Source organism: Paraburkholderia sp. MM5482-R2 (assembly GCF_050436125.1).
In the GTDB taxonomy this organism is placed as follows: domain Bacteria; phylum Pseudomonadota; class Gammaproteobacteria; order Burkholderiales; family Burkholderiaceae; genus Paraburkholderia; species Paraburkholderia tuberum.
Genome location: NZ_JBNDLP010000003.1, coordinates 663,851 through 682,008 on the forward strand (window position 1 = coordinate 663,851; position 18,158 = coordinate 682,008).

The window sequence follows — 18,158 nt, forward strand, 5'->3', positions numbered from 1 at the left end:
GGCTCAGGCCGCTCGCATCGCCCGTCCTACGGCGTCGCGTACCGTATCGAGCGATGCCCGAAGCGGGTACGACGTCATGGGATTCGAAACGGGCTTGACGCGCAGGTCAGGCCTCGATGTCCGGGTGTCGGCTTCGTCGGGCGATGCGTCCGTCGAGAGCGCCAGCTCGCGTTCGCGCGCCGACAACGTGCCGGCGTCGAGCTGCAATGCCTGTGCATACTTGCGCGCGGCCTCGCGCAGCGCGCCTTTGTGTTCCAGCGCGTGGCCCCATTCCACATAGGACGGCGCGAGATCGGGACGCAACGCGACGGCATGCGACAGCTTGTCGATTGCTTCGTCGTCGTGGCCGGTTTTGACGAGCGCCTCGGCCCAGTCGTGCAGCGTGTCGACGGAGTCGGGGTTCATCTTGGCAGCCTGCCTGAATGCTTCGAGTGCTTCGCGATCGTGCTTCTTCGAATGCAACAGCACGTCGCCGAGCAGTCGCAGGTTTTCAGCGGTGCGCGACTTTTCCTTCGCGCCGGCCCGCAGTTCCTTTAGCGCATCGTCGATGCGGTTCTGCTGTTCGAGCGCAATGCCGAGACTCGCGCGCAGCACCGCCGAGTGCTTGTATTGGGTCAATGCTTCACGGATCTGCTGCTCGGCTTCTGTCGAGCGCTGCTGACTGTCGAGCAACCACGCCTTACCCGCGACTGCCCATTGGGCTTGCTCGGATGAGGGCAACGCGAGGACTTCGTCATAGATCCCGACGATCTCGCGATAGTCGCATTGCGCGAGCGAGCATTTGGTCTTTTTTTGGACCTGCGTGAACAGATGACTGGCGAGGATGTTAGGTTCGGCGAGGCGCATCGCCGTGACTGCGATGTCGTGCACGAGCTTTTCGAGGTCGCGCCCTTCGAACGGCACCGTGCTTTCGCGGCCGTTGAACGGTCCGTGTTCTATCTGCACGTGCGCGACGTATGAATCCGCGCTGCTATTCGTCTTCGTGATGCCGATGTGCACGGCGACATCGTCGCGTTTGAGCACGCCTTTGATGAAGCGCACCGTCGTCGCATACGACATTTCCTGACCCGGAATCTGGATGTCCTGCTGCGCGTCGTTGCTGGTCATCGTGTCGTGCGGAATCGATTCGGCATCCTGGCCGATTTCCTTCATCGCCGACATGATCCGCTCGGCGAGAAAGTTCGCCGTATAGCCGCGCTCGGTCAACGTTTGCGGTGTCTCGACCGGCGGTACCAGCAATTGACGCGTGAGCACGCCGCGCACGACGAGGCAGATGGAACCGATCGTCAGTAGGATGAACAGCCAGGGCAGGACATACGGCCAGAGGCGTTTCGGTCCGCGGCCGATCACACCGGCGGTGCGCAAGCCGAACAGCACGAATCCGCTCGAATGATGACGATCGCGGCGATTCGCGGCGCGCATGAACGGGCCGCCGTACCCGTTGGTTGACCGGCGTTGACTCTGTGCACTCGACATGACTCACCTCGCTTCGATCCGCGATCGATGTTGGCAATCGCCTGACTTGCGCGGTGGGGTACGCATCGAGCGTGCCATAGCGCATGGAACCGGCTGGCAGCCGGATGTTGGCTTCTGGTGGGGGATTGAAAGAAAGAAGTGTTGCGAGGTGACCAACGTATTGCGAAAAACAGTTTGCTGGCGGGAGACAGGATGTGCGTTAGCAAATAAAAATGCCGCTCAGTCCAGAAGACTGAGCGGCATCGGTGCAGCGAACTACTGTTTGTGGACTCTGCGCTGCCCTGGCTTAAACCGAACTCGGCCGCCACTTCAACAATCGACTCTCCACCGCGGTCAGCAGGTAGTCGGCGGCAAGCGCGACCACCGCCAGCACGATCATCGCCGCGAACACGCCGGCCGCATTGAACGCGCCCTGCGCGGTGGAGATCAGCAAGCCGATGCCCTGCTTCGAGCCGAGAAACTCACCGACCACCGCGCCGACCAGCGCGAAGCCGAAGCTCACGTGCAGGCTCGCGAGAATCCAGCTGAGCGCCGACGGAATCACGACCGAGGTCGTCACCTGACGGCGCGACGCGCCGAGAATCTGCGCATTCGCGATCATGTAGCGATCCGCTTCGCGCACGCCCTGGAACGCGTTGGCGAACACGACGAAAAACACCATCACGACCGCGAGCGCGACTTTCGATGCCATGCCGAGCCCGAGCGCGATCACGAACACCGAGCCGAGCACGACGCGCGGGATCGAGTTGGCGATCTTGATGTAGAGACTGAACACGTCGGAGAGCAGCTTGTTGCGGCCGAGCACGATGCCGCAGAAGATGCCCCCGATCGAACCGATGATGAAGCCGAGCCCCGTTTCCTCGAGCGTGACCCACACCTGCGTGAGCAGCGGCCCTTGCGAGGTACCGTTCACGAACCAGTCGATGATCTGAGCGAAGATCTCGGTCGGCATCGAGAAAAAGAAAGGGTCGATCCACTTCAGGCGCGCGGACAGTTCCCAGCCGCCGAGCACGACCACGAGCAGGAGAATACGCAGCGAAATCACCAGAATCTGGCGCTGGCGGATCTTCTTCTGCGCAATACGCTCGACGTGAGCGAGCGACGCGGCGTCGATGCCCGAGGGCATCATCTGTTGAGAGGTTGTAGACATGTTTGCCGTTCCTTGATTAACCGATCTGCACTTCTTCGCGCAGGTCATGCCAGATATCGCGCGAAATTTCGATGAAGCGTGAGTCGTAGCGGATCTCCGATGTGACGCGCGGTCGCGGCAGATCGATTTCGTAGACTTTCTTCAGCGTGGCGGGGCGGGCAGTTAGCACGAACACGCGGTCGGCGAGCGCAATCGCTTCTTCGAGGTCGTGCGTGACGAACACGACCGAGCCGGCGCCGCCCCACAATTGCAGCAACTCGTCCTGCATCAATGTGCGCGTCTGCATGTCGAGCGCCGAGAACGGCTCGTCCATCAGCAGGATTTCCGGCTTGTTGATGAAGGTCTGCGCAAGCGCCACGCGCTTGCGCATGCCGCCGGACAGTTGATGCGGATAGTGCTTGCCGAACTTGTCGAGGCCCACGCGGCGCAGCCATTCGTTCGCTTCGTCGTAAGCGGCCGATTTCGAGCGGCCGCGATACAGCGGACCCGCCGCGACGTTGTCGAGCACCGAGCGCCACGGAAACACCGCATCGGCCTGAAACACGAAACCGATGCGCGGATCGATGCCGTCCACCGGCGCGCCCATCACGCGCACTTCGCCGGTGGTCGGCTTCAGCAAGCCGGTGATCATGCTGAGCGTGGTGGACTTGCCGCAGCCGGTCGGGCCGACCACCGCGACGAATTCGCCGCGTGCCACCGACATGCTGAAGTCGCGCAGCGCGATCGTGGCCTTGCCGTCCGGGGAAATGAAACGGCACGACACGTTGCGCATTTCGATCGCTGGCGTCTCGCGTGACATAGGTTGATTCATCGGCGGGTGCCTCGCAGTTCTGTGAAGATGAAAGAAGCGTTACTTCGACGCGGTCTTGACCGGCGCCGACACGTAGTCGTTGGTGTAGGTCTTGGCGAGATCGATATGCTTGCCCTTCACCGACGGATTGAATGCGGACAGCACCTTCAGCACCGTATCCGGGCCGTCGGCGGGCATCTTGCCGTCCTTCGTGAACATCGGCAGCGACGCCTTCAGCGCGTTCACGTACAGGTCCTTGTTGTTGCCGTAGTAGTCTTTCGGCATCTGCGCGGCGATGTCCTCGGCGCTATGCGTCGCGATGTAGTTCAGCGTCTTCGCGAACGCATGCGAGAGCTTCGCGGCCTCGTCCTTGTGCGCTTCGGCCCACGCGCGCTGCACGTAGAAGCTCGAAGCGGGGTAGGTGCCGCCGAGCGCGGCGCGCGTACCGTCCACGTTGCGCATGTCGACCAGCACCTTCGCGTCGCCGGTCTTGAGCAGTTGCGAGACGGTCGGCTCGGTGGTCATGCCGGCGTCGATGCGGCCTTGCTTGACGGCGGCGATGAAGCTGTTGTCCGCGCCGACCGGCAACATCGTGTATTGCGTCGACGGCACGCCCGCGCGCTGCGCGAGGTACTGCGTGAGGAAGCTGGTCGACGAACCGAGGCCGGTCACGCCGAGCGTCTTGCCTTTGACGTCCGCCATGCTCTTCAGCGAATCGGCCGCCTTCGTCGAGACCATCTCTACTTCGCCCGGCACCTGGCCGAAGACGACGAGCGCCTGCACTTCCTTGCCCTTGCTCTGCAGGTCGATCGTATGATCGTAGAAGCCGACCACGCCTTGCACCGCGCCCGCGAGCAGTTCGTTCTCCGCATCGACACCGGCCGGCTGCGACAGGATCTCGACGTCGAGGCCTTCGTCCTTGAAGTAACCGAGCTGCTCGGTGAGCTTGGCCGGCAGATAGATGATCTTGGTGGCGCCGCCGACCATGATCGTGATTTTCTCGGCGTGAGCGGCGGCCGAAGCGGCGGCAAGGGCGAACGCAACTCCTGACACAGCGGCAATCTGGCGCAAGGTACGCATGAAGCAGTCTCCTTAGGTGGGTCGCCGCGACCCCGTGGTGCGCGGCGCTTTTCTGGGTCAATGGGGGCGATTATAGAAACGCGAAACCTTCTGGCAGCTTTCGGGGTTTGGCGCAAAACATGGGTGTTAACCCGAAAATGCGCCAAAAATGCGCCGAAATTGCGCGCGATCGGCACTGCGCTCGCGGCGGGCACTGGACGTATGCGGCAAACCACACGGTATGCGCGCGGCCCTCTTGTTTTAAGGCACAATCGACGACCTGACTTTTGCCGTTGCCGCCATGAAGCTGCTGCTGATCGAAGACAACCCCACGCTTGCGCACTGGCTCGCGAAGATGCTGGAGCAGGAGGCCTTCGCGCTCGACGCCGTGCAGGACGGCGATGAAGCCGACCGCCTGCTGCGCACCAATCACTACGACGTGATCCTGCTCGACCTGAACCTGCCGAAGCTGTCGGGCAAGAACGTGCTGCGCCGGCTGCGTCAGCGTGGCGACGCGACGCCGGTGCTGATCCTCACTGCGAGCGGCTCGATCGACGAGAAGGTGGAGCTGCTCGGCGCCGGCGCCGACGACTATCTGGTGAAGCCGTTCGAAGTGCGCGAGCTGATCGCGCGCATCAAGGTGGCGATTCGGCGGCAGTCGCCGTCGAAAGCGGGCGAGGTGGTGTGCGGCGATCTGTCGTTCGACATCGACACGCGCCAGTTCACGCTGAAGGGCGCGCCGCTGAACGTGACGCCGCGCGAGCGTTCGGTGCTCGAAGCGCTGATCCTGCGCCTCGGCAAGACGGTGACGAAGCCGGCGCTCGTCGATGCGATCTTCACGCTCGCCGACGAGCCAAGCGAGGATGCGGTCGAGATCTACATTTCGCGTCTGCGCAAGAAGCTCGATGGCAGCTCGGCCGCGATCGTCACGCTGCGCGGGCTCGGCTATCTGCTGCGCAAGCGGGAAGACGACCAGTAACGATGGCCAATAGCCTACGCATACGCCTGCTGTGGTGGCTGCTCGTACCGCTCGCGCTTTATGTGTTCGTGACCGGCAAGACCGAGTACGACAACGCGCGGCACACCGCGAATCTGGTGCAGGACAATCAGCTGGTCGCGTCGGCGCGGATGATCGCGGGCGAGGTCGAATGGAGCGACGGCTTTCTGCGTGTCGATGTGCCGCCCGCCGCGCTCGAGATCTTCGCATCGCCATATCGCGACCAGGTGTTCTATAGCGTGCGTGTCGACGATGGGCGGCTGCTCGCGGGTACGCCTGATTTCCCGCCGCGTCCGCTGCGGGCGCCCGACGTGCCGGATTCGTACTACACGCAGTTGCACGGCCAGCAGGTGCGCGCTGTCGACATCGTGCGGCTCATGTACGACAACGGCGCGACGCGTCCCGTGCGCGTGACGGTCGGCAAGACCGTGCGCTCGCGCGATGCGATGACGCAACAGCTATGGCGGCCGCAACTCGTGCGCCAGCTCGAAATGATCGCGCTGGCGGTGGCGCTCGTTTGCATCGGGCTCACGTTCGAGTTGCGGCCGTTGATGAAGGTGAAAGACGAGGTGGCCGACCGCGATCCGATGCAGCTCGAACCGATTCGCGTCGAGCGTCTGCATACGGAACTGCGGCCCATCGTCGATGCGATCAATCAGTGCATCGCGCGGCTCGGCGTGCAGGTGGCGGCGCAGCGGCGCTTTATCGCCGACGCCGCGCATCAGTTGCGCACGCCGCTCACGCTGCTCGGCACGCAACTGCAATTCGCGCGGCAGCAGGAAGGCCTCAATCCCGCGCTCGACGAAGCGCTTGCCGCGATGCATCGCAGCAACCGCTCGATGGTCGGGCTCACCAACAAGCTGCTTTTGCTCGCGCAGGCCGAGGCCGCCGACAACTCGCAGCTCGCCATGGAGCGCGTCGATCTGGTGCCGCTCGCGATGGAGGTCGTCGAAGATCTCGGCCTGCTCGCGCAGGCACGTGAAATCGATCTGGGCGCGGAATTGCACGGCGCGGCGCCGGTGCTCGGACATCGCGGCTTGTTGCAGGCACTGATCGCGAATCTCGCCGAGAACGCGATTCGCTATACGGGCAGCGGTGGTCACGTGACGGTCGCCGTGAACGCTGATACCGCGGCCAATGCGGTGACGGTCAGCGTGACCGACAACGGCCCCGGCATTCCGGCCGAATCGCGCAGCCGCGTGTTCGAGCCGTTCTTTCGTGCGTCGACGGATACCGAGGGCACGGGCCTCGGTCTTGCGATCGTGCGCGAAATCGCGGACGCCCATCACGGCGAGATCACGCTGAAGGCGGGCGAGGGCGGCAAGGGTGTGCATATCGCCGTGACGTTTCCGCGCGCGACGCCGAAGTGATCGGGATAAACCCGAGGTTCGCGCAACAAGCACAGCCGTGAAAAGCATCGGGACGGGTTCGCACCTTCAAAATCACGGGCAGGCGACCCGCGCGGCGCCCGGACACAAGATAACGGAGACACCCCCAATGAAGCTTTCCTTGACGCGTTTCTCGCGCGCGGCCTATGCCGCCGTCGCGGCGTCGCTCGCGCTGTGCGCGCTCGCGAGACTCGCGACGCCTGTGCAAGCCGCCGCGCCGGAGAAACTCGCGATCATGGTGGGTGGTACCAACAAGCTCATCTATCTGCCGGCGCGTCTTGCCGAACGGCTAGGCTATTTCAAGGCCGAAGGGCTCGACGTCGAACTGCTGTCGCAGCCGACTGGAATAGACGGCGAAAATGAAATGCTCGCGGGCGCGGTGCAGGGCGTGGTCGGCTTCTACGATCACACGATCGATCTGCAGACACGCGGCAAGGAAGTGAAGACGATCGTCGTGTTCAGCCAGGTGCCCGGCGAAGTGCAACTGGTCGCGGCGAAATCGGCCGATTCGATCCGGAGCATGGCCGACCTGCGCGGTAAAACGCTCGGCGTGACGGGGCTCGGTTCCTCGACGAGTTTTCTCACGCAGTACCTCGCACAGCGCGCGGGCGTGCGGTCCACGCAATACACGCTGCTGCCGGTCGGCGCGGACAGCAGTTTCATCGCGGCGATGCGGCAAGGACGCATTCACGCGGGTATGACGACCGAGCCGACCGTCACTCAGCTATTGAAAGCGGGCGACGCCAAAGTACTCGTCGACATGCGCAATGTCGATGGCACGCGCGCCGCGCTCGGCGGCATGTATCCGGCGTCGAGCCTCTACGTGCAAAGCACGTGGCTCGACGCGCATGCCGACGAAGCCGCGAAACTCGCGCGCGCATTCGTCAAGACGCTGCGCTATATGCACACCCACAGCGCGGAACAAATCGCCGCGCAGATGCCAAAAGAAGACATCGGCAACGACAGGGCGCTGTATATCAGCGCATTGCAGGCCTCGCTGCCGATGTACACCGTCGACGGCAAGATGCCTGCCGACGGTCCGCAGACGGTGCTGAAGGTACTGTCGAGCTTCAATCCGGCGGTGAAGGGGCGGCATATCGATCTGTCGCGCACGTTTACCAATCGGTTCGTCGATGAGGTGAAGCCTTGAAAGCGGGCTGACCGCGTGGGTCGCTTCGAGCACAAGATGAAGCTTCACAATGGTTGCGTCGTCGCGACGACGTTTGGCGCGAAGAACCAGTTGCAATTGACGACGGGCATTCGCACGCGGTTCTGAGTTGCGGGACGGCTTGCGAAAGCCACCTCACGACTTGCGCTCGCGTCCCGCACGCGTCTTGCCCGCTTCGCTCCTCGCGCGGGTCTGCGCCGCGAGTTCCTCGACCATCTCCCGCGCGGCCGTCTGCAACTCGGGCACATAGCGCCGCTTCGCTTCCGCGAGCGACACCGCGCGCGACAGAAACACTACGTTCAAGCTCGCGAGCACGCGTTCCTCGAACACGATCGCGACGGCAACCGCGCCGATCTTCCCCTGGTCCGCCCAGTCGCCGTGATTCGAGCCAAAACCATCCGCGCGCACGCGTCGCACGAGACTGCGAATCAACGCGTCGTTCGACGCGAGCGCCTTCTGCTCCTCGCCGCCCGCGCCCGCGCGCAGCAGATCGAGAATGTCCTCGCGCTCCTCGTCGGGGCACATCGCGAAGTACGCACGACCCGCCGCGGTCAGCAGGATCGGCAAACGGCGGCCGACCATCGCGCGATGAAACGATAGCGGACTGAAGCGGTGCGTGGTCTCGCGGACGATCATCGCGTCGCCGTCGGGCGTGGTCAGATCGGACGGCCACGCGACGCGTTGCAGCAGACGCCCCATCACCGGCGGCGCGATCGTCGCGATACGTTCGTCGTCGGTGAAGCCTTCGCTCAGCGCGCGCACCTTCAGCGTGAGCCGGAAGCTGTCGTCCGACGCGCTGCGCCGCACGAAGCCTTCCTCCATCAACGTTTCGAGCAGCCGCCGCGCGGTGGTGCGATGCAGGCCGGTCAGTTCGCTGATCTGCTGGCTCGTCGCGCGGCCGCTGTCCATCGAGTTGAGCGCCTGCAGCACCTGCAAGCCGCGCGACAGACCTCGCACATTCGTGTATTTGGTCACTTTAAACCTCAATAAAATCAACTATGTGCATTCTATGCACAATTTCCAGATTTTGTTGAGCGGGCAGGTGGCCGGTCCTAGACTGCCAACAAATCAACGATTTCATGGAGACAGCAAGCTGTTGTCCGCAGGCGATTTTTCGCCATGGCGACAGCCGGTTCCCGCCGCCGCGCTCCGTGAATATCTCGACCCGGTCACTGTGGTCGACATACGGAGACAACATGCCCCAACCGCTCGACCCGGTGGCCGCGCAAGGCCACAGTGGACCCGTCACCACCGACGTCGCGATCATCGGCGCCGGCCCGGTCGGTTTGATGATCGCCAACTATCTCGGCCTGCAGGGCGTGCGCGTCGTGCTGATCGAAAAGCTCGACGGGATCATCGACTATCCGCGCGCAATCGGCCTCGATGACGAAGCGCTGCGCGTGTTTCAGTCCGTCGGCCTCGCCGATGCATTGCTGCCGCACACGACCCCCGATCACTGGATGCGCTTCGTCACGAGCAACGGTCACTGCTTCGCATCGATCGAGCCGCGCACCGACGAATTCGGCTGGTCGCGCCGCAACGCGTTCATTCAGCCGCTGGCCGATCGCGTGTTGTACGACGGCCTGCAACGCTTCCCGCACGTCGAGGTGCTGTTCGGCCACGCGGTCGACTCGTTCACGCAGGACGGCAGCGGCGTCACGATCAAAGCGGAACATGCGCAGAGCGGCCGCCGCACGATCCGCGCGTCGTACATGGTCGGTGCGGACGGCGGCAACAGCTTCGTACGCCGCACCCTCGACGTGCCGTTCGAGGGCCGTACGAAACCGAATCAGTGGATCGTCGTCGACGTGCGCAACGACCCGATCGGCTCGCCGCACGTGTACATGCATTGCGATCCGCGGCGCCCGTATGTGTCGGCCGCGCTGCCGCACGGGATTCGCCGCTTCGAATTCATGGTGATGCCCGGCGAGACCGAGGAAGAGCTGTCGAAGCCGGAGAACATGGCCGCGCTGATCCGCAAGGTCGTCGCCGAGCCGGAGAAGGTCGACTACATCCGCAAGCGCGTCTATACGCACAACGCGCGCCTCGCGAGCAGCTTCCGCGTGAAGCGCGTGCTGCTCGCCGGCGACGCCGCGCACATCATGCCGGTGTGGCAGGGCCAGGGCTACAACAGCGGTATTCGCGACGCGAGCAACCTCGGCTGGAAACTCGCGATGGTGGTCAAGGGCGTCGCCGGCGATGCGCTGCTCGATAGCTACACCGCCGAGCGCCGTTCGCATGCGCGCTCGATGATCCACCTCTCTGAGGTCGCGGGCGACGTCTTCGCGCCGACGAGCCGCTTCGGCATCAAGTTTCGCGACGCGTTCGTGCGTACGTTCAACTGGTTCCCGGCGCTCAAGCGCTACTTCGTCGAAATGCGTTTCAAGCCGATGCCACGCTATGAAAGCGGCGTCGTATTGCTGGCGCGCACGCCGCGCAAGCGTGGCTGGCTCGCGCGCGTGCTCGAACGCTCGGGGCATTCGGCGCCGGGCCGCCTGCTCGGTCTGATGAGCGAGAAACGCGAGTCGCGGCTCGGCCGTCTGGTGTATGGACGCGACCCGCATTGTCATTCGCCGGTCGGCCGCATGTTCATTCAACCGCGCGTGCGCATGGTGAGCGGCGAGGTCGTGCGACTCGACGATGTGCTCGGCAACCGCTTCGCGATCGTCGGCTGGGGCGCGGAACCGACCTTCGGTTTGTCGGAGCAGGCGCGTGCGATCTGGCAGCGGCTCGGCGGCTGCTTCGTGGTCGCGAAGCCGGACACGCAGCTGTCTTTCCATGACGACGTGCCAGAAGACGTCATCGCGATCGGCGATGTGAACACGCGGCTGAAGGACTGGTTCACGCGAGTGCCGGAATCGGTCGTGCTGTTGCGTCCCGATCGTTTCGTCGCGGGCATGGGCTCGCCGCAGCAGGTGTCGCAACTCGTCGTCGAACTCGCGCGGCAGTTGAATCTCGACGTGGCGGGGCGGGCTGACGTGGCCGGTTCTGGCAACGAAGCAGCGTTCGCGCCCGATGCCGTCGCCACTTTCGCCACCGCTGCAACCGCCGGAGCCTGATATGCCGATGCTGCTCGAATGCCTTTCGCACACGCCGTTGCACGGCTATTACGATCCCGCGCCCGAAGTCGTCGCGGAAGTCGAGCGCGTGCATGCGGCAGCGCGTGCGCGCGTCGTCGAGTTCGATCCCGAACTGGTTGTCGTGTTCGCGCCCGATCATTACAACGGTTTCTTCTATGACGTGATGCCGCCGTTTTGCATCGGCGCATCGGCGAGCGCGATCGGCGACTTCAAGAGCCTCGCCGGTCCGCTGGACGTGCCCGTCGATACCGCGCTCGACCTTGCCGAAGCGGTGCTCGCGAGCGACGTCGACGTCGCCGTCTCGTACCGCATGCAGGTCGATCACGGTTGCGCGCAAGCGCTGGAGATTCTGACGGGCGGCCTCGATCGATATCCGGTCGTGCCGGTATTCATCAATTCGGTGGCCGCGCCGATGGCTTCATGCCGCCGCGCGCGTCTGCTCGGCGATGCGTTGGGTCGAGCGCTCGCACGCTCGATGCAACGCGTGCTCGTGATCGGCTCGGGCGGCATCTCGCACGAGCCGCCGGTGCCGGAACTCGCGGGCGCGAGCGAGGAAGTCGCCGAGCGTCTGATCGCGGGCCGCAATCCGTCGGCCGAATCGCGTGCGGCGCGTGAGGCGCGCACGATCGCGGCGGCGCGCGCGTTCGCCGCGGGCGACAGCCGTCTGCATCCGCTCAATCCGGAATGGGATCGCGCGTTCCTGAAGCTGCTCGAAGACGGCGAACTCACCGCGCTCGACGGTTTGACCAACCGCGCGATCACGCGCGAAGCCGGCAAGTCCGCGCACGAAATCCGCACGTGGATCGCCGCGTTCGGCGCACTGAACGCGAGCGGCCCGTATCACGCGTCGCTCGATTACTACCGTCCGATCCCCGAATGGATCGCGGGCTTTGGCGCGATGCATGCGCGACCCGTGACCGCCCACGTCTAACCGAATCAGGAACCCGCTATGACCACTCAAAGCAATGCAGACGTGCTCGCGCTGCGCCTGCGCGAATCGGAACGTACGCGCGCGACCATCGCGCCGTTGCGCGACGACCAGTGTTTCGTCGACCTGTCGAACCCGGCCGACGCCGAGGAGCTCGCGTACGCGGTGCAGCAGGCCAACGTGGCCGCGCGCATCGCGGCGGGCGAGCGCGTCGTCGGCCGCAAGATCGGACTCACGTCGCCGGCGGTGCAGCGTCAACTCGGTGTCGACCAGCCTGACTTCGGCGCGCTGTTCGCATCGATGGCGTATGGCGACGGCCAGCCGATTCCTCTCGAGCAGTTGATCCAGCCGAAGGTCGAAGCGGAGATCGCGCTCGTGCTCGAACACGATCTGCTGCACGAGCGCCACACGTACGCCGATCTGATGCGCGCAACCGCGTGTGCGGTCGCGGCGATCGAAGTGGTGGACAGCCGCATCGAAGGCTGGAACATCCGTTTCGTCGATACCGTCACGGACAACGCGTCGAGCGCGCGCTTCGTGCTCGGCAGCCGGCCGGTCCTGCTGCGCGATATCGATCTCGCGGCCTGCGCAATGACGCTATCGAAGGATGCGGAAGTCCTGTCGCGCGGCAATGGCGCCGCGTGTCTCGGCAATCCGCTGAATGCCGCCGCCTGGCTCGCGGATCGCATGGTCCGGCTCGGCACGCCGCTGCGTGCCGGCGACGTGCTGATGACGGGCGCTTTGGGCCCGATGGTCGCCGTCAAGGAGCCGGGCACCTACTGCGCGCAGATCGAAGGTCTCGGCAGCGTCCGCGCGACTTTTTCCGCATAAAACATGCACTCGCAAGCACTCGATTGGGAACTCATATGGCAAGCGAAAAACTGAAGGCCGCGATCATCGGCTCGGGCAACATCGGCACCGATCTGATGATCAAGATCCTGCGTCACGGCAAGCATCTCGAAGTCGCGGCGATGGTCGGCATCGATCCGAACTCCGACGGCCTCGCGCGCGCCGCGCGGCTTGGCGTCGCGACCACGCATGATGGTGTCGAAGGTCTGACTCGTCTGCCCGTGTTCCACGACATCGACTTCGTGTTCGATGCGACCTCGGCCGGCGCACACGTCAAGAACGATGCGCTGTTGCGAAAGCTGAAGCCCTCGATTCGCGTGATCGATCTGACGCCGGCGGCGATCGGCCCGTACTGCGTGCCGGTCGTCAATCTGGACACGCATCTCGACGCGCCGAGCGTGAACATGGTCACGTGCGGCGGACAGGCGACCATTCCGATGGTCGCCGCCGTGTCGCGTGTCGCGAAGGTGCATTACGCGGAGATCGTCGCGTCGATCAGCAGCAAGTCAGCGGGCCCAGGCACGCGCGCGAACATCGACGAGTTCACCGAGACGACTTCGAAGGCGATCGAAGTGGTCGGCGGCGCCGCGAAGGGCAAGGCGATCATCGTACTCAACCCGGCCGAGCCGCCGGTGATGATGCGCGACACGGTCTATACGCTGTCGGAGCTGGCCGACCTCGACACGGTCGAGCAGTCGATCGAGCAGATGGCCGCCGCGGTGCAGGCGTACGTGCCGGGCTATCGCCTGAAGCAGAAGGTGCAGTTCGACGAAATCAGCGCGAGCGCGCCGCTGAACATTCCGGGCCTCGGCAAGTTCAGCGGTCTGAAGACCTCGGTCTTCATCGAGGTGGAAGGCGCCGCGCACTATCTGCCTGCGTATGCGGGCAATCTCGACATCATGACTTCGGCCGCGCTCGCGACCGCCGAGCGCATGGCGCAGGCGCTCGTGCAGGCATCAGAGGCTTAAGGAGACTTCCCGCATGGACAAGAAACTGTATATCTCCGACGTGACGCTGCGCGACGGCAGCCACGCCATTCGTCACCAGTACTCGATCCAGAACGTGCAGGACATCGCACGCGCATTGGACCGCGCAAAGGTGGACAGCATCGAAGTTGCCCACGGCGATGGCCTGCAGGGTTCGAGCTTCAACTACGGTTTCGGCGCGCATAGCGACCTCGAATGGATCGAAGCGGTGGCTGACGTGGTCGAGCACGCTCAGATCGCGACCCTGCTGCTGCCTGGCATCGGCACGATCCACGATCTGAAGGCCGCCTACAACGCGGGCGCTCGCGTGGTGCGCGTCGCCACGCATTGCACGGAAGCGGACATCTCGAAGCAACACATCGAATACGCGCGCGAACTCGGCATGGACACCGTCGGCTTTCTGATGATGAGCCACATGACCACGCCGAAGAACCTCGCCATCGAAGCGAAGAAGATGGAGAGCTACGGCGCGACCTGCATCTATGTGGTCGACTCGGGCGGCGCGCTGACGATGAACGACGTGCGCGACCGCTTCCGCGCGGTGAAGGCGGTGCTGAAACCCGAAACGCAGACGGGCATGCACGCGCACCACAACCTGTCGCTGGGCGTGGCCAACTCGATGGTCGCGGTCGAAGAGGGCTGCGACCGTATCGATGCATCGCTCGCGGGCATGGGCGCCGGCGCGGGCAACGCGCCGCTCGAAGTGTTCATCGCGGCGGCCGAGCGCATGGGCTGGAATCACGGCACCGAGCTCTACACGCTGATGGACGCCGCCGACGACATCGTGCGTCCGCTGCAGGACCGGCCGGTGCGCGTCGATCGCGAAACGCTCGCGCTCGGCTATGCGGGGGTGTATTCGAGCTTCCTGCGCCACTCGGAAGTGGCCGCGAAGAAATACGGCCTGAAGACCGTGGACATTCTCGTCGAGCTGGGCAAACGCCGCATGGTGGGCGGCCAGGAAGACATGATCGTCGACGTCGCACTGGATCTGAAGCGCGCGCACGCAACCGACGCAGTGGCTTCATGACCCGGACGCTGCGCGACGGCGCCGCATGCCGCGCGCGCAGCGTTCATTTCATCCAGCAAGGTCGCCGCAAGAGCGACGCTGACTCAACATTGGAGACATTTATGCGGCAGTCAACGCAAGCAACGCAAACAACACAGTCGACGAAACCTCTTGCCGGCGGCGCGCTGACGATCGGGCTCTGCCTGATCGTCGCGCTGCTCGAAGGCGTGGACCTGCAATCGACCGGCCTCGCGGCACCGCGCATGGCGCGCGAATTTCATCTCGCGGTCGCGCAGATGGGCTGGGCGTTCAGCATCGGCGCGTTCGGGCTGCTGCCAGGAGCCGCGATCGGCGGACGTCTCGCCGACCGGCTCGGGCGCAAGCGCGTGCTGATGTGGTCGGTCGCGCTATTCGGCATCTTCTCGCTCGCGACCGCGCAGGTGTGGGACCTGAACAGCCTGCTCGCCGCGCGCTTTCTGACCGGCCTCGGTCTTGGCGCAGCGATGCCGAATCTGATCGCGCTGTGCTCGGAAGCGGCGCCGCCCCATCAGCGCAACACCGCGGTCGGCGCCATGTATTGCGGCATGCCGTTCGGCGCGGCGCTCGCGGCGGTGGTCGGCATCATCAGCCCGGGCGACGCGGGCTGGCGGCATATCTTCTACGTCGGCGGCTTCGGGCCGTTGCTGGTGCTGCCGCTGCTTGCGCTGTTCCTGCACGAGTCGGCGCAGTTCGTCTCGGCGCGTGCAACCAAAGGCGCGCGACGCGATGCGTCGGCGAGCGTGACGCACGCGCTGTGGCGGGAAGGGCGCGCGGGCACGACGATCGCGTTGTGGATCAGCTATCTCGGCACGCTGATCGTGCTGTATTTCCTGATCAACTGGCTGCCGTCGCTCGTCTTGACGCGCGGTCTGACGCGCGTGCAGTCCAGTGTCGTACAGATGATGTTCAACATCGGCGGCGGCATCGGCGCGATCGTGATCGCCGGCATGATGGACCGGATGGGCCGGCGCCGCACGGTCGCGGGCATGTATGTCGGCATCGTCGTTGCGCTCGGCGCGTTGCTGAGCGCGAATGGCGGCACGTCGATGGCGTGGGGCGGTCTGCTCGCGGGGCTGTTCCTGGTCGGCGGGCAGTCGGTGTTGTATGCGCTGGCGAGCAGCCTGTACCCGACCGAAGTGCGTGGCACCGGCGTCGGCGCGGCCGTGGCGGTGGGCCGTCTCGGCTCGATCCTCGGACCGTTGATCGCGGGGCAACTGCTCGCGATCGGTCAGGGTGCGAGCGTGCTGCTCGGCGCGAGCATTCCGCTGATCGCGCTCGCCGCGATTGGCGCGTGGCTCGTCGTGAATCGCTCGACACTTCGTTATACCCCGGTGGCCGCGCAATAGCTTTGCAGCCCGAAATACCGCGCGGGTCCGCCGTCAACGGCGACTCGCGGTCACTTAATCCGTGAAACAAAGGAATTCGACATGAGCAACACCAACACGCAAGCAGCGGCGATCACCGAGGAAGCGACCAGCCGATTCGTCCGCATCACCGAAGACGGCCGCGAGATGCAGCTCCACTACAACGACGTGGGGCAGGGTGCGAAAACGGTCGTGATGCTGCACGGCTCGGGACCGGGCGCGACCGGCTGGGCCAACTTCAATCGGAACGTCGAGCCGCTCGTCGCGGCGGGCTATCGCGTGATCCTGATGGACTGCCTCGGTTGGGGCAAGAGCGACCCGATCGTCTGCAAGGGCTCGCGCTCGGAACTGAACGCGCGCTGCCTGAAGGCGCTGCTCGATGCGCTCGATATCGAACGCGCGCATATCATCGGCAACTCGATGGGTGGGCATAGCGCGGTCGCGTTCGCGCTCGCCGAGCCGCAACGCGTCGGCAAGCTCGTGCTGATGGGCGGCGGCACCGGCGGCCCGAGCCAGTTCGTGCCGATGCCGACCGAAGGCATCAAGCTGCTGCAAGGGCTGTACCGCAACCCGACCATCGAGAACCTGCAGCGCATGATGAGCGTCTTCGTGTTCGACACGAAGGCGTTGACCGAAGACCTGATGCAAGCGCGCCTCGCGAACATGCTGGCGCGCCGCGATCATCTCGAGAACTTCGTCGCGAGCCTCGCCGCGAATCCGAAGCAGTTCAATGACTACGGGCCGCGCCTTGGCGAAGTAACCGCCTCGACGCTCGTGATCTGGGGCCGCGACGATCGTTTCGTGCCGATGGACATCGGCCTGCGGCTCGTTGCCGGGATGCCGAACGCCGATCTGCATGTGTTCGGCCGCTGCGGGCATTGGGCGCAGTGGGAGCATGCGGACAAGTTCAACCGGATGGTGGGGGAGTTCCTGGGACGCGGGCATTAAGCAGGGTTGTCGTCGTGGGCGACTGGTGCGTCGTTGCGGCGGCGGGCTGGTTGCCTCGTTTAGGTTTGGGTTCTTTTCTTCGCCGACTAACAGGCGATTTCAAGGTCCAAATGTAGAGTCAATGTAGATACGGGCGACTTGCTGTTTTCGCTGTGCGTATCTACAATGGATATACATTTGGAGCTGGGATATGAAACTCAAGATTCAGAAGTGGGGCAACAGCGCTGCAGTACGGTTGCCGGCCGTGTTGTTGGAGCAAATTCATGCGTCGGTGGGCAGTTCGCTGAATGCGGACGTGCGCCCCGAGGGGGTGTTGCTTACGCCTGCGCGTCGCAAGTATTCACTGGATGAACTCGTCGCGCAGTGCGATCCGAAGGCGCCACTGCCAGCCGATCTCGACGTCTGGAGTGAAGTCAAGCCGGCGGGGCGCGAAGCATGGTAAGGCGCATCAAGTTCGAGCGCGGCGATATCGTGCGCGTGAGCCTGAATCCGACGCCTGGCAAGGAGCAGCAAGGCGATTTCCGTCCCGCGCTGGTTTTGTCGCCTGCCGCATTCAATGCTCTTGGGGTCGCGCTCGTTGCGCCGATCACGCAGGGGGAGTTCGCTCTATACGCTGGGTTCGCGGTACCGCTCTCGGGTTCGGGAACAGAGACTCAGGGGGTGGCTCTGGTGAATATGGTGCGCACTCTGGACCTCGAGGCCCGCGGCGCACGCAAAGTCGAGCGCGCTCCGGCCGAGGTAGTCGAGGACGCGCTCGCCCGACTTCAAACGATTCTGGAATGACGGGAAAGACGATACGAACTAAACCAATCCGCGGCGAGCGACCCCATCACTGCGCCGCCGACATCCAAGTCACACTCTTCGGCAACCCTCCCATCGCTATCCGCGGCGGCGTCCGCTGGAGGGCCAGCAGTCACGGCTCGGTGGCGG

17 protein-coding genes are annotated in these 18,158 nt (G+C 64.4%); 12 read left to right on the forward strand and 5 right to left on the reverse strand.

Features of this window, described 5'->3' with window-relative positions:
• Nucleotides 1-3: 3 nt before the first annotated feature.
• From OKW37_RS25205 to OKW37_RS25220, 4 genes are all read right to left on the reverse strand, one after another.
• The gene (locus OKW37_RS25205) at nucleotides 4-1,476 is read right to left on the reverse strand and encodes a tetratricopeptide repeat protein (RefSeq protein WP_429404239.1); all 1,473 of its coding nucleotides are present in this window, start codon (nucleotides 1,474-1,476) and stop codon (nucleotides 4-6) included.
• Between the two features lie 286 nt (nucleotides 1,477-1,762).
• On the reverse strand, nucleotides 1,763-2,626 hold the full coding sequence (locus OKW37_RS25210; RefSeq protein ID WP_429352979.1) for an ABC transporter permease: 864 nt from the start codon (nucleotides 2,624-2,626) through the stop codon (nucleotides 1,763-1,765).
• A 16-nt stretch (nucleotides 2,627-2,642) separates the two neighbouring features.
• Nucleotides 2,643-3,437 (reverse strand): ABC transporter ATP-binding protein, encoded by a 795-nt coding sequence (locus OKW37_RS25215; protein ID WP_184024643.1) that lies wholly within the window; start codon nucleotides 3,435-3,437, stop codon nucleotides 2,643-2,645.
• Between the two features lie 39 nt (nucleotides 3,438-3,476).
• Nucleotides 3,477-4,496, reverse strand: coding sequence for an ABC transporter substrate-binding protein (locus OKW37_RS25220; protein WP_018423693.1), 1,020 nt, complete (start codon nucleotides 4,494-4,496; stop codon nucleotides 3,477-3,479).
• Nucleotides 4,497-4,776: 280 nt separating this feature from the next.
• Here OKW37_RS25220 and OKW37_RS25225 point away from each other — a divergent pair, with 280 nt between their 5' ends.
• The 3 genes from OKW37_RS25225 to OKW37_RS25235 all read left to right on the forward strand — a co-directional run bounded on the left by OKW37_RS25225 (nucleotide 4,777) and on the right by OKW37_RS25235 (nucleotide 8,010).
• On the forward strand, nucleotides 4,777-5,454 hold the full coding sequence (locus OKW37_RS25225) for a response regulator (RefSeq protein ID WP_018423692.1): 678 nt from the start codon (nucleotides 4,777-4,779) through the stop codon (nucleotides 5,452-5,454).
• A gap of 2 nt (nucleotides 5,455-5,456) precedes the next feature.
• Nucleotides 5,457-6,842, forward strand: a complete 1,386-nt coding sequence (locus tag OKW37_RS25230; RefSeq protein WP_187619659.1) for a sensor histidine kinase — start codon at nucleotides 5,457-5,459, stop codon at nucleotides 6,840-6,842.
• Nucleotides 6,843-6,969: 127 nt separating this feature from the next.
• The gene (locus tag OKW37_RS25235) at nucleotides 6,970-8,010 is read left to right on the forward strand and encodes an ABC transporter substrate-binding protein (protein ID WP_429404242.1); all 1,041 of its coding nucleotides are present in this window, start codon (nucleotides 6,970-6,972) and stop codon (nucleotides 8,008-8,010) included.
• A gap of 153 nt (nucleotides 8,011-8,163) precedes the next feature.
• On the opposite strand, the gene OKW37_RS25240 is transcribed toward OKW37_RS25235, so the two are convergent.
• Entirely contained in the window at nucleotides 8,164-9,003 is an 840-nt protein-coding gene (locus tag OKW37_RS25240; RefSeq protein ID WP_429291702.1) for a DNA-binding transcriptional regulator, read from the reverse strand.
• A 221-nt stretch (nucleotides 9,004-9,224) separates the two neighbouring features.
• On the opposite strand from OKW37_RS25240, the gene OKW37_RS25245 reads away from it, so the two are divergent.
• The 9 genes from OKW37_RS25245 (at nucleotide 9,225) to OKW37_RS25285 (ending at nucleotide 18,011) form a co-directional block, all read left to right on the forward strand.
• Complete coding sequence (locus OKW37_RS25245) at nucleotides 9,225-11,087, forward strand: bifunctional 3-(3-hydroxy-phenyl)propionate/3-hydroxycinnamic acid hydroxylase (protein ID WP_429404244.1); 1,863 nt, start codon at nucleotides 9,225-9,227, stop codon at nucleotides 11,085-11,087.
• A 1-nt stretch (nucleotide 11,088) separates the two neighbouring features.
• Complete coding sequence (locus tag OKW37_RS25250; protein WP_429404246.1) at nucleotides 11,089-12,039, forward strand: 3-carboxyethylcatechol 2,3-dioxygenase; 951 nt, start codon at nucleotides 11,089-11,091, stop codon at nucleotides 12,037-12,039.
• Between the two features lie 18 nt (nucleotides 12,040-12,057).
• Nucleotides 12,058-12,867, forward strand: coding sequence for a 2-keto-4-pentenoate hydratase (locus tag OKW37_RS25255; RefSeq protein WP_429404248.1), 810 nt, complete (start codon nucleotides 12,058-12,060; stop codon nucleotides 12,865-12,867).
• A 35-nt stretch (nucleotides 12,868-12,902) separates the two neighbouring features.
• A complete protein-coding gene (locus OKW37_RS25260; RefSeq protein WP_429404250.1) occupies nucleotides 12,903-13,853 on the forward strand; it encodes an acetaldehyde dehydrogenase (acetylating) in 951 nt (316 codons plus the stop codon).
• A gap of 13 nt (nucleotides 13,854-13,866) precedes the next feature.
• Nucleotides 13,867-14,898 (forward strand): 4-hydroxy-2-oxovalerate aldolase, encoded by a 1,032-nt coding sequence (gene dmpG, locus OKW37_RS25265; protein ID WP_429404252.1) that lies wholly within the window; start codon nucleotides 13,867-13,869, stop codon nucleotides 14,896-14,898.
• Between the two features lie 101 nt (nucleotides 14,899-14,999).
• Nucleotides 15,000-16,262, forward strand: a complete 1,263-nt coding sequence (gene mhpT, locus OKW37_RS25270) for a 3-(3-hydroxy-phenyl)propionate transporter MhpT (protein WP_429404254.1) — start codon at nucleotides 15,000-15,002, stop codon at nucleotides 16,260-16,262.
• An 81-nt stretch (nucleotides 16,263-16,343) separates the two neighbouring features.
• Nucleotides 16,344-17,228 carry an alpha/beta fold hydrolase gene (locus tag OKW37_RS25275; protein WP_429404256.1) on the forward strand — a complete coding sequence of 295 codons (885 nt, stop codon included), beginning with the start codon at nucleotides 16,344-16,346 and terminating at the stop codon, nucleotides 17,226-17,228.
• 190 nt (nucleotides 17,229-17,418) lie between these two features.
• A complete protein-coding gene (locus OKW37_RS25280) occupies nucleotides 17,419-17,670 on the forward strand; it encodes an AbrB/MazE/SpoVT family DNA-binding domain-containing protein (RefSeq protein WP_429352988.1) in 252 nt (83 codons plus the stop codon).
• Nucleotides 17,664-18,011 (forward strand): type II toxin-antitoxin system ChpB family toxin, encoded by a 348-nt coding sequence (locus tag OKW37_RS25285; protein WP_429404258.1) that lies wholly within the window; start codon nucleotides 17,664-17,666, stop codon nucleotides 18,009-18,011. The genes OKW37_RS25280 and OKW37_RS25285 overlap by 7 nt, the downstream gene beginning before the upstream one ends.
• Nucleotides 18,012-18,158: the final 147 nt, after the last annotated feature.

Coding starts and splice junctions, on each gene's coding strand:
- OKW37_RS25260 (WP_429404250.1), top strand. CDS start 12,903: ATGGCAAGCGAAAAACTGAAGGCCGCGATCATCGGCTCGGGCAACATC.
- OKW37_RS25225 (WP_018423692.1), top strand. CDS start 4,777: ATGAAGCTGCTGCTGATCGAAGACAACCCCACGCTTGCGCACTGGCTC.
- OKW37_RS25205 (WP_429404239.1), bottom strand. CDS start 1,476: ATGTCGAGTGCACAGAGTCAACGCCGGTCAACCAACGGGTACGGCGGC.
- OKW37_RS25255 (WP_429404248.1), top strand. CDS start 12,058: ATGACCACTCAAAGCAATGCAGACGTGCTCGCGCTGCGCCTGCGCGAA.
- OKW37_RS25285 (WP_429404258.1), top strand. CDS start 17,664: ATGGTAAGGCGCATCAAGTTCGAGCGCGGCGATATCGTGCGCGTGAGC.
- OKW37_RS25275 (WP_429404256.1), top strand. CDS start 16,344: ATGAGCAACACCAACACGCAAGCAGCGGCGATCACCGAGGAAGCGACC.
- dmpG (WP_429404252.1), top strand. CDS start 13,867: ATGGACAAGAAACTGTATATCTCCGACGTGACGCTGCGCGACGGCAGC.
- OKW37_RS25245 (WP_429404244.1), top strand. CDS start 9,225: ATGCCCCAACCGCTCGACCCGGTGGCCGCGCAAGGCCACAGTGGACCC.
- OKW37_RS25230 (WP_187619659.1), top strand. CDS start 5,457: ATGGCCAATAGCCTACGCATACGCCTGCTGTGGTGGCTGCTCGTACCG.
- OKW37_RS25210 (WP_429352979.1), bottom strand. CDS start 2,626: ATGTCTACAACCTCTCAACAGATGATGCCCTCGGGCATCGACGCCGCG.
- OKW37_RS25235 (WP_429404242.1), top strand. CDS start 6,970: ATGAAGCTTTCCTTGACGCGTTTCTCGCGCGCGGCCTATGCCGCCGTC.
- OKW37_RS25215 (WP_184024643.1), bottom strand. CDS start 3,437: ATGAATCAACCTATGTCACGCGAGACGCCAGCGATCGAAATGCGCAAC.
- OKW37_RS25220 (WP_018423693.1), bottom strand. CDS start 4,496: ATGCGTACCTTGCGCCAGATTGCCGCTGTGTCAGGAGTTGCGTTCGCC.
- OKW37_RS25250 (WP_429404246.1), top strand. CDS start 11,089: ATGCCGATGCTGCTCGAATGCCTTTCGCACACGCCGTTGCACGGCTAT.
- mhpT (WP_429404254.1), top strand. CDS start 15,000: ATGCGGCAGTCAACGCAAGCAACGCAAACAACACAGTCGACGAAACCT.
- OKW37_RS25280 (WP_429352988.1), top strand. CDS start 17,419: ATGAAACTCAAGATTCAGAAGTGGGGCAACAGCGCTGCAGTACGGTTG.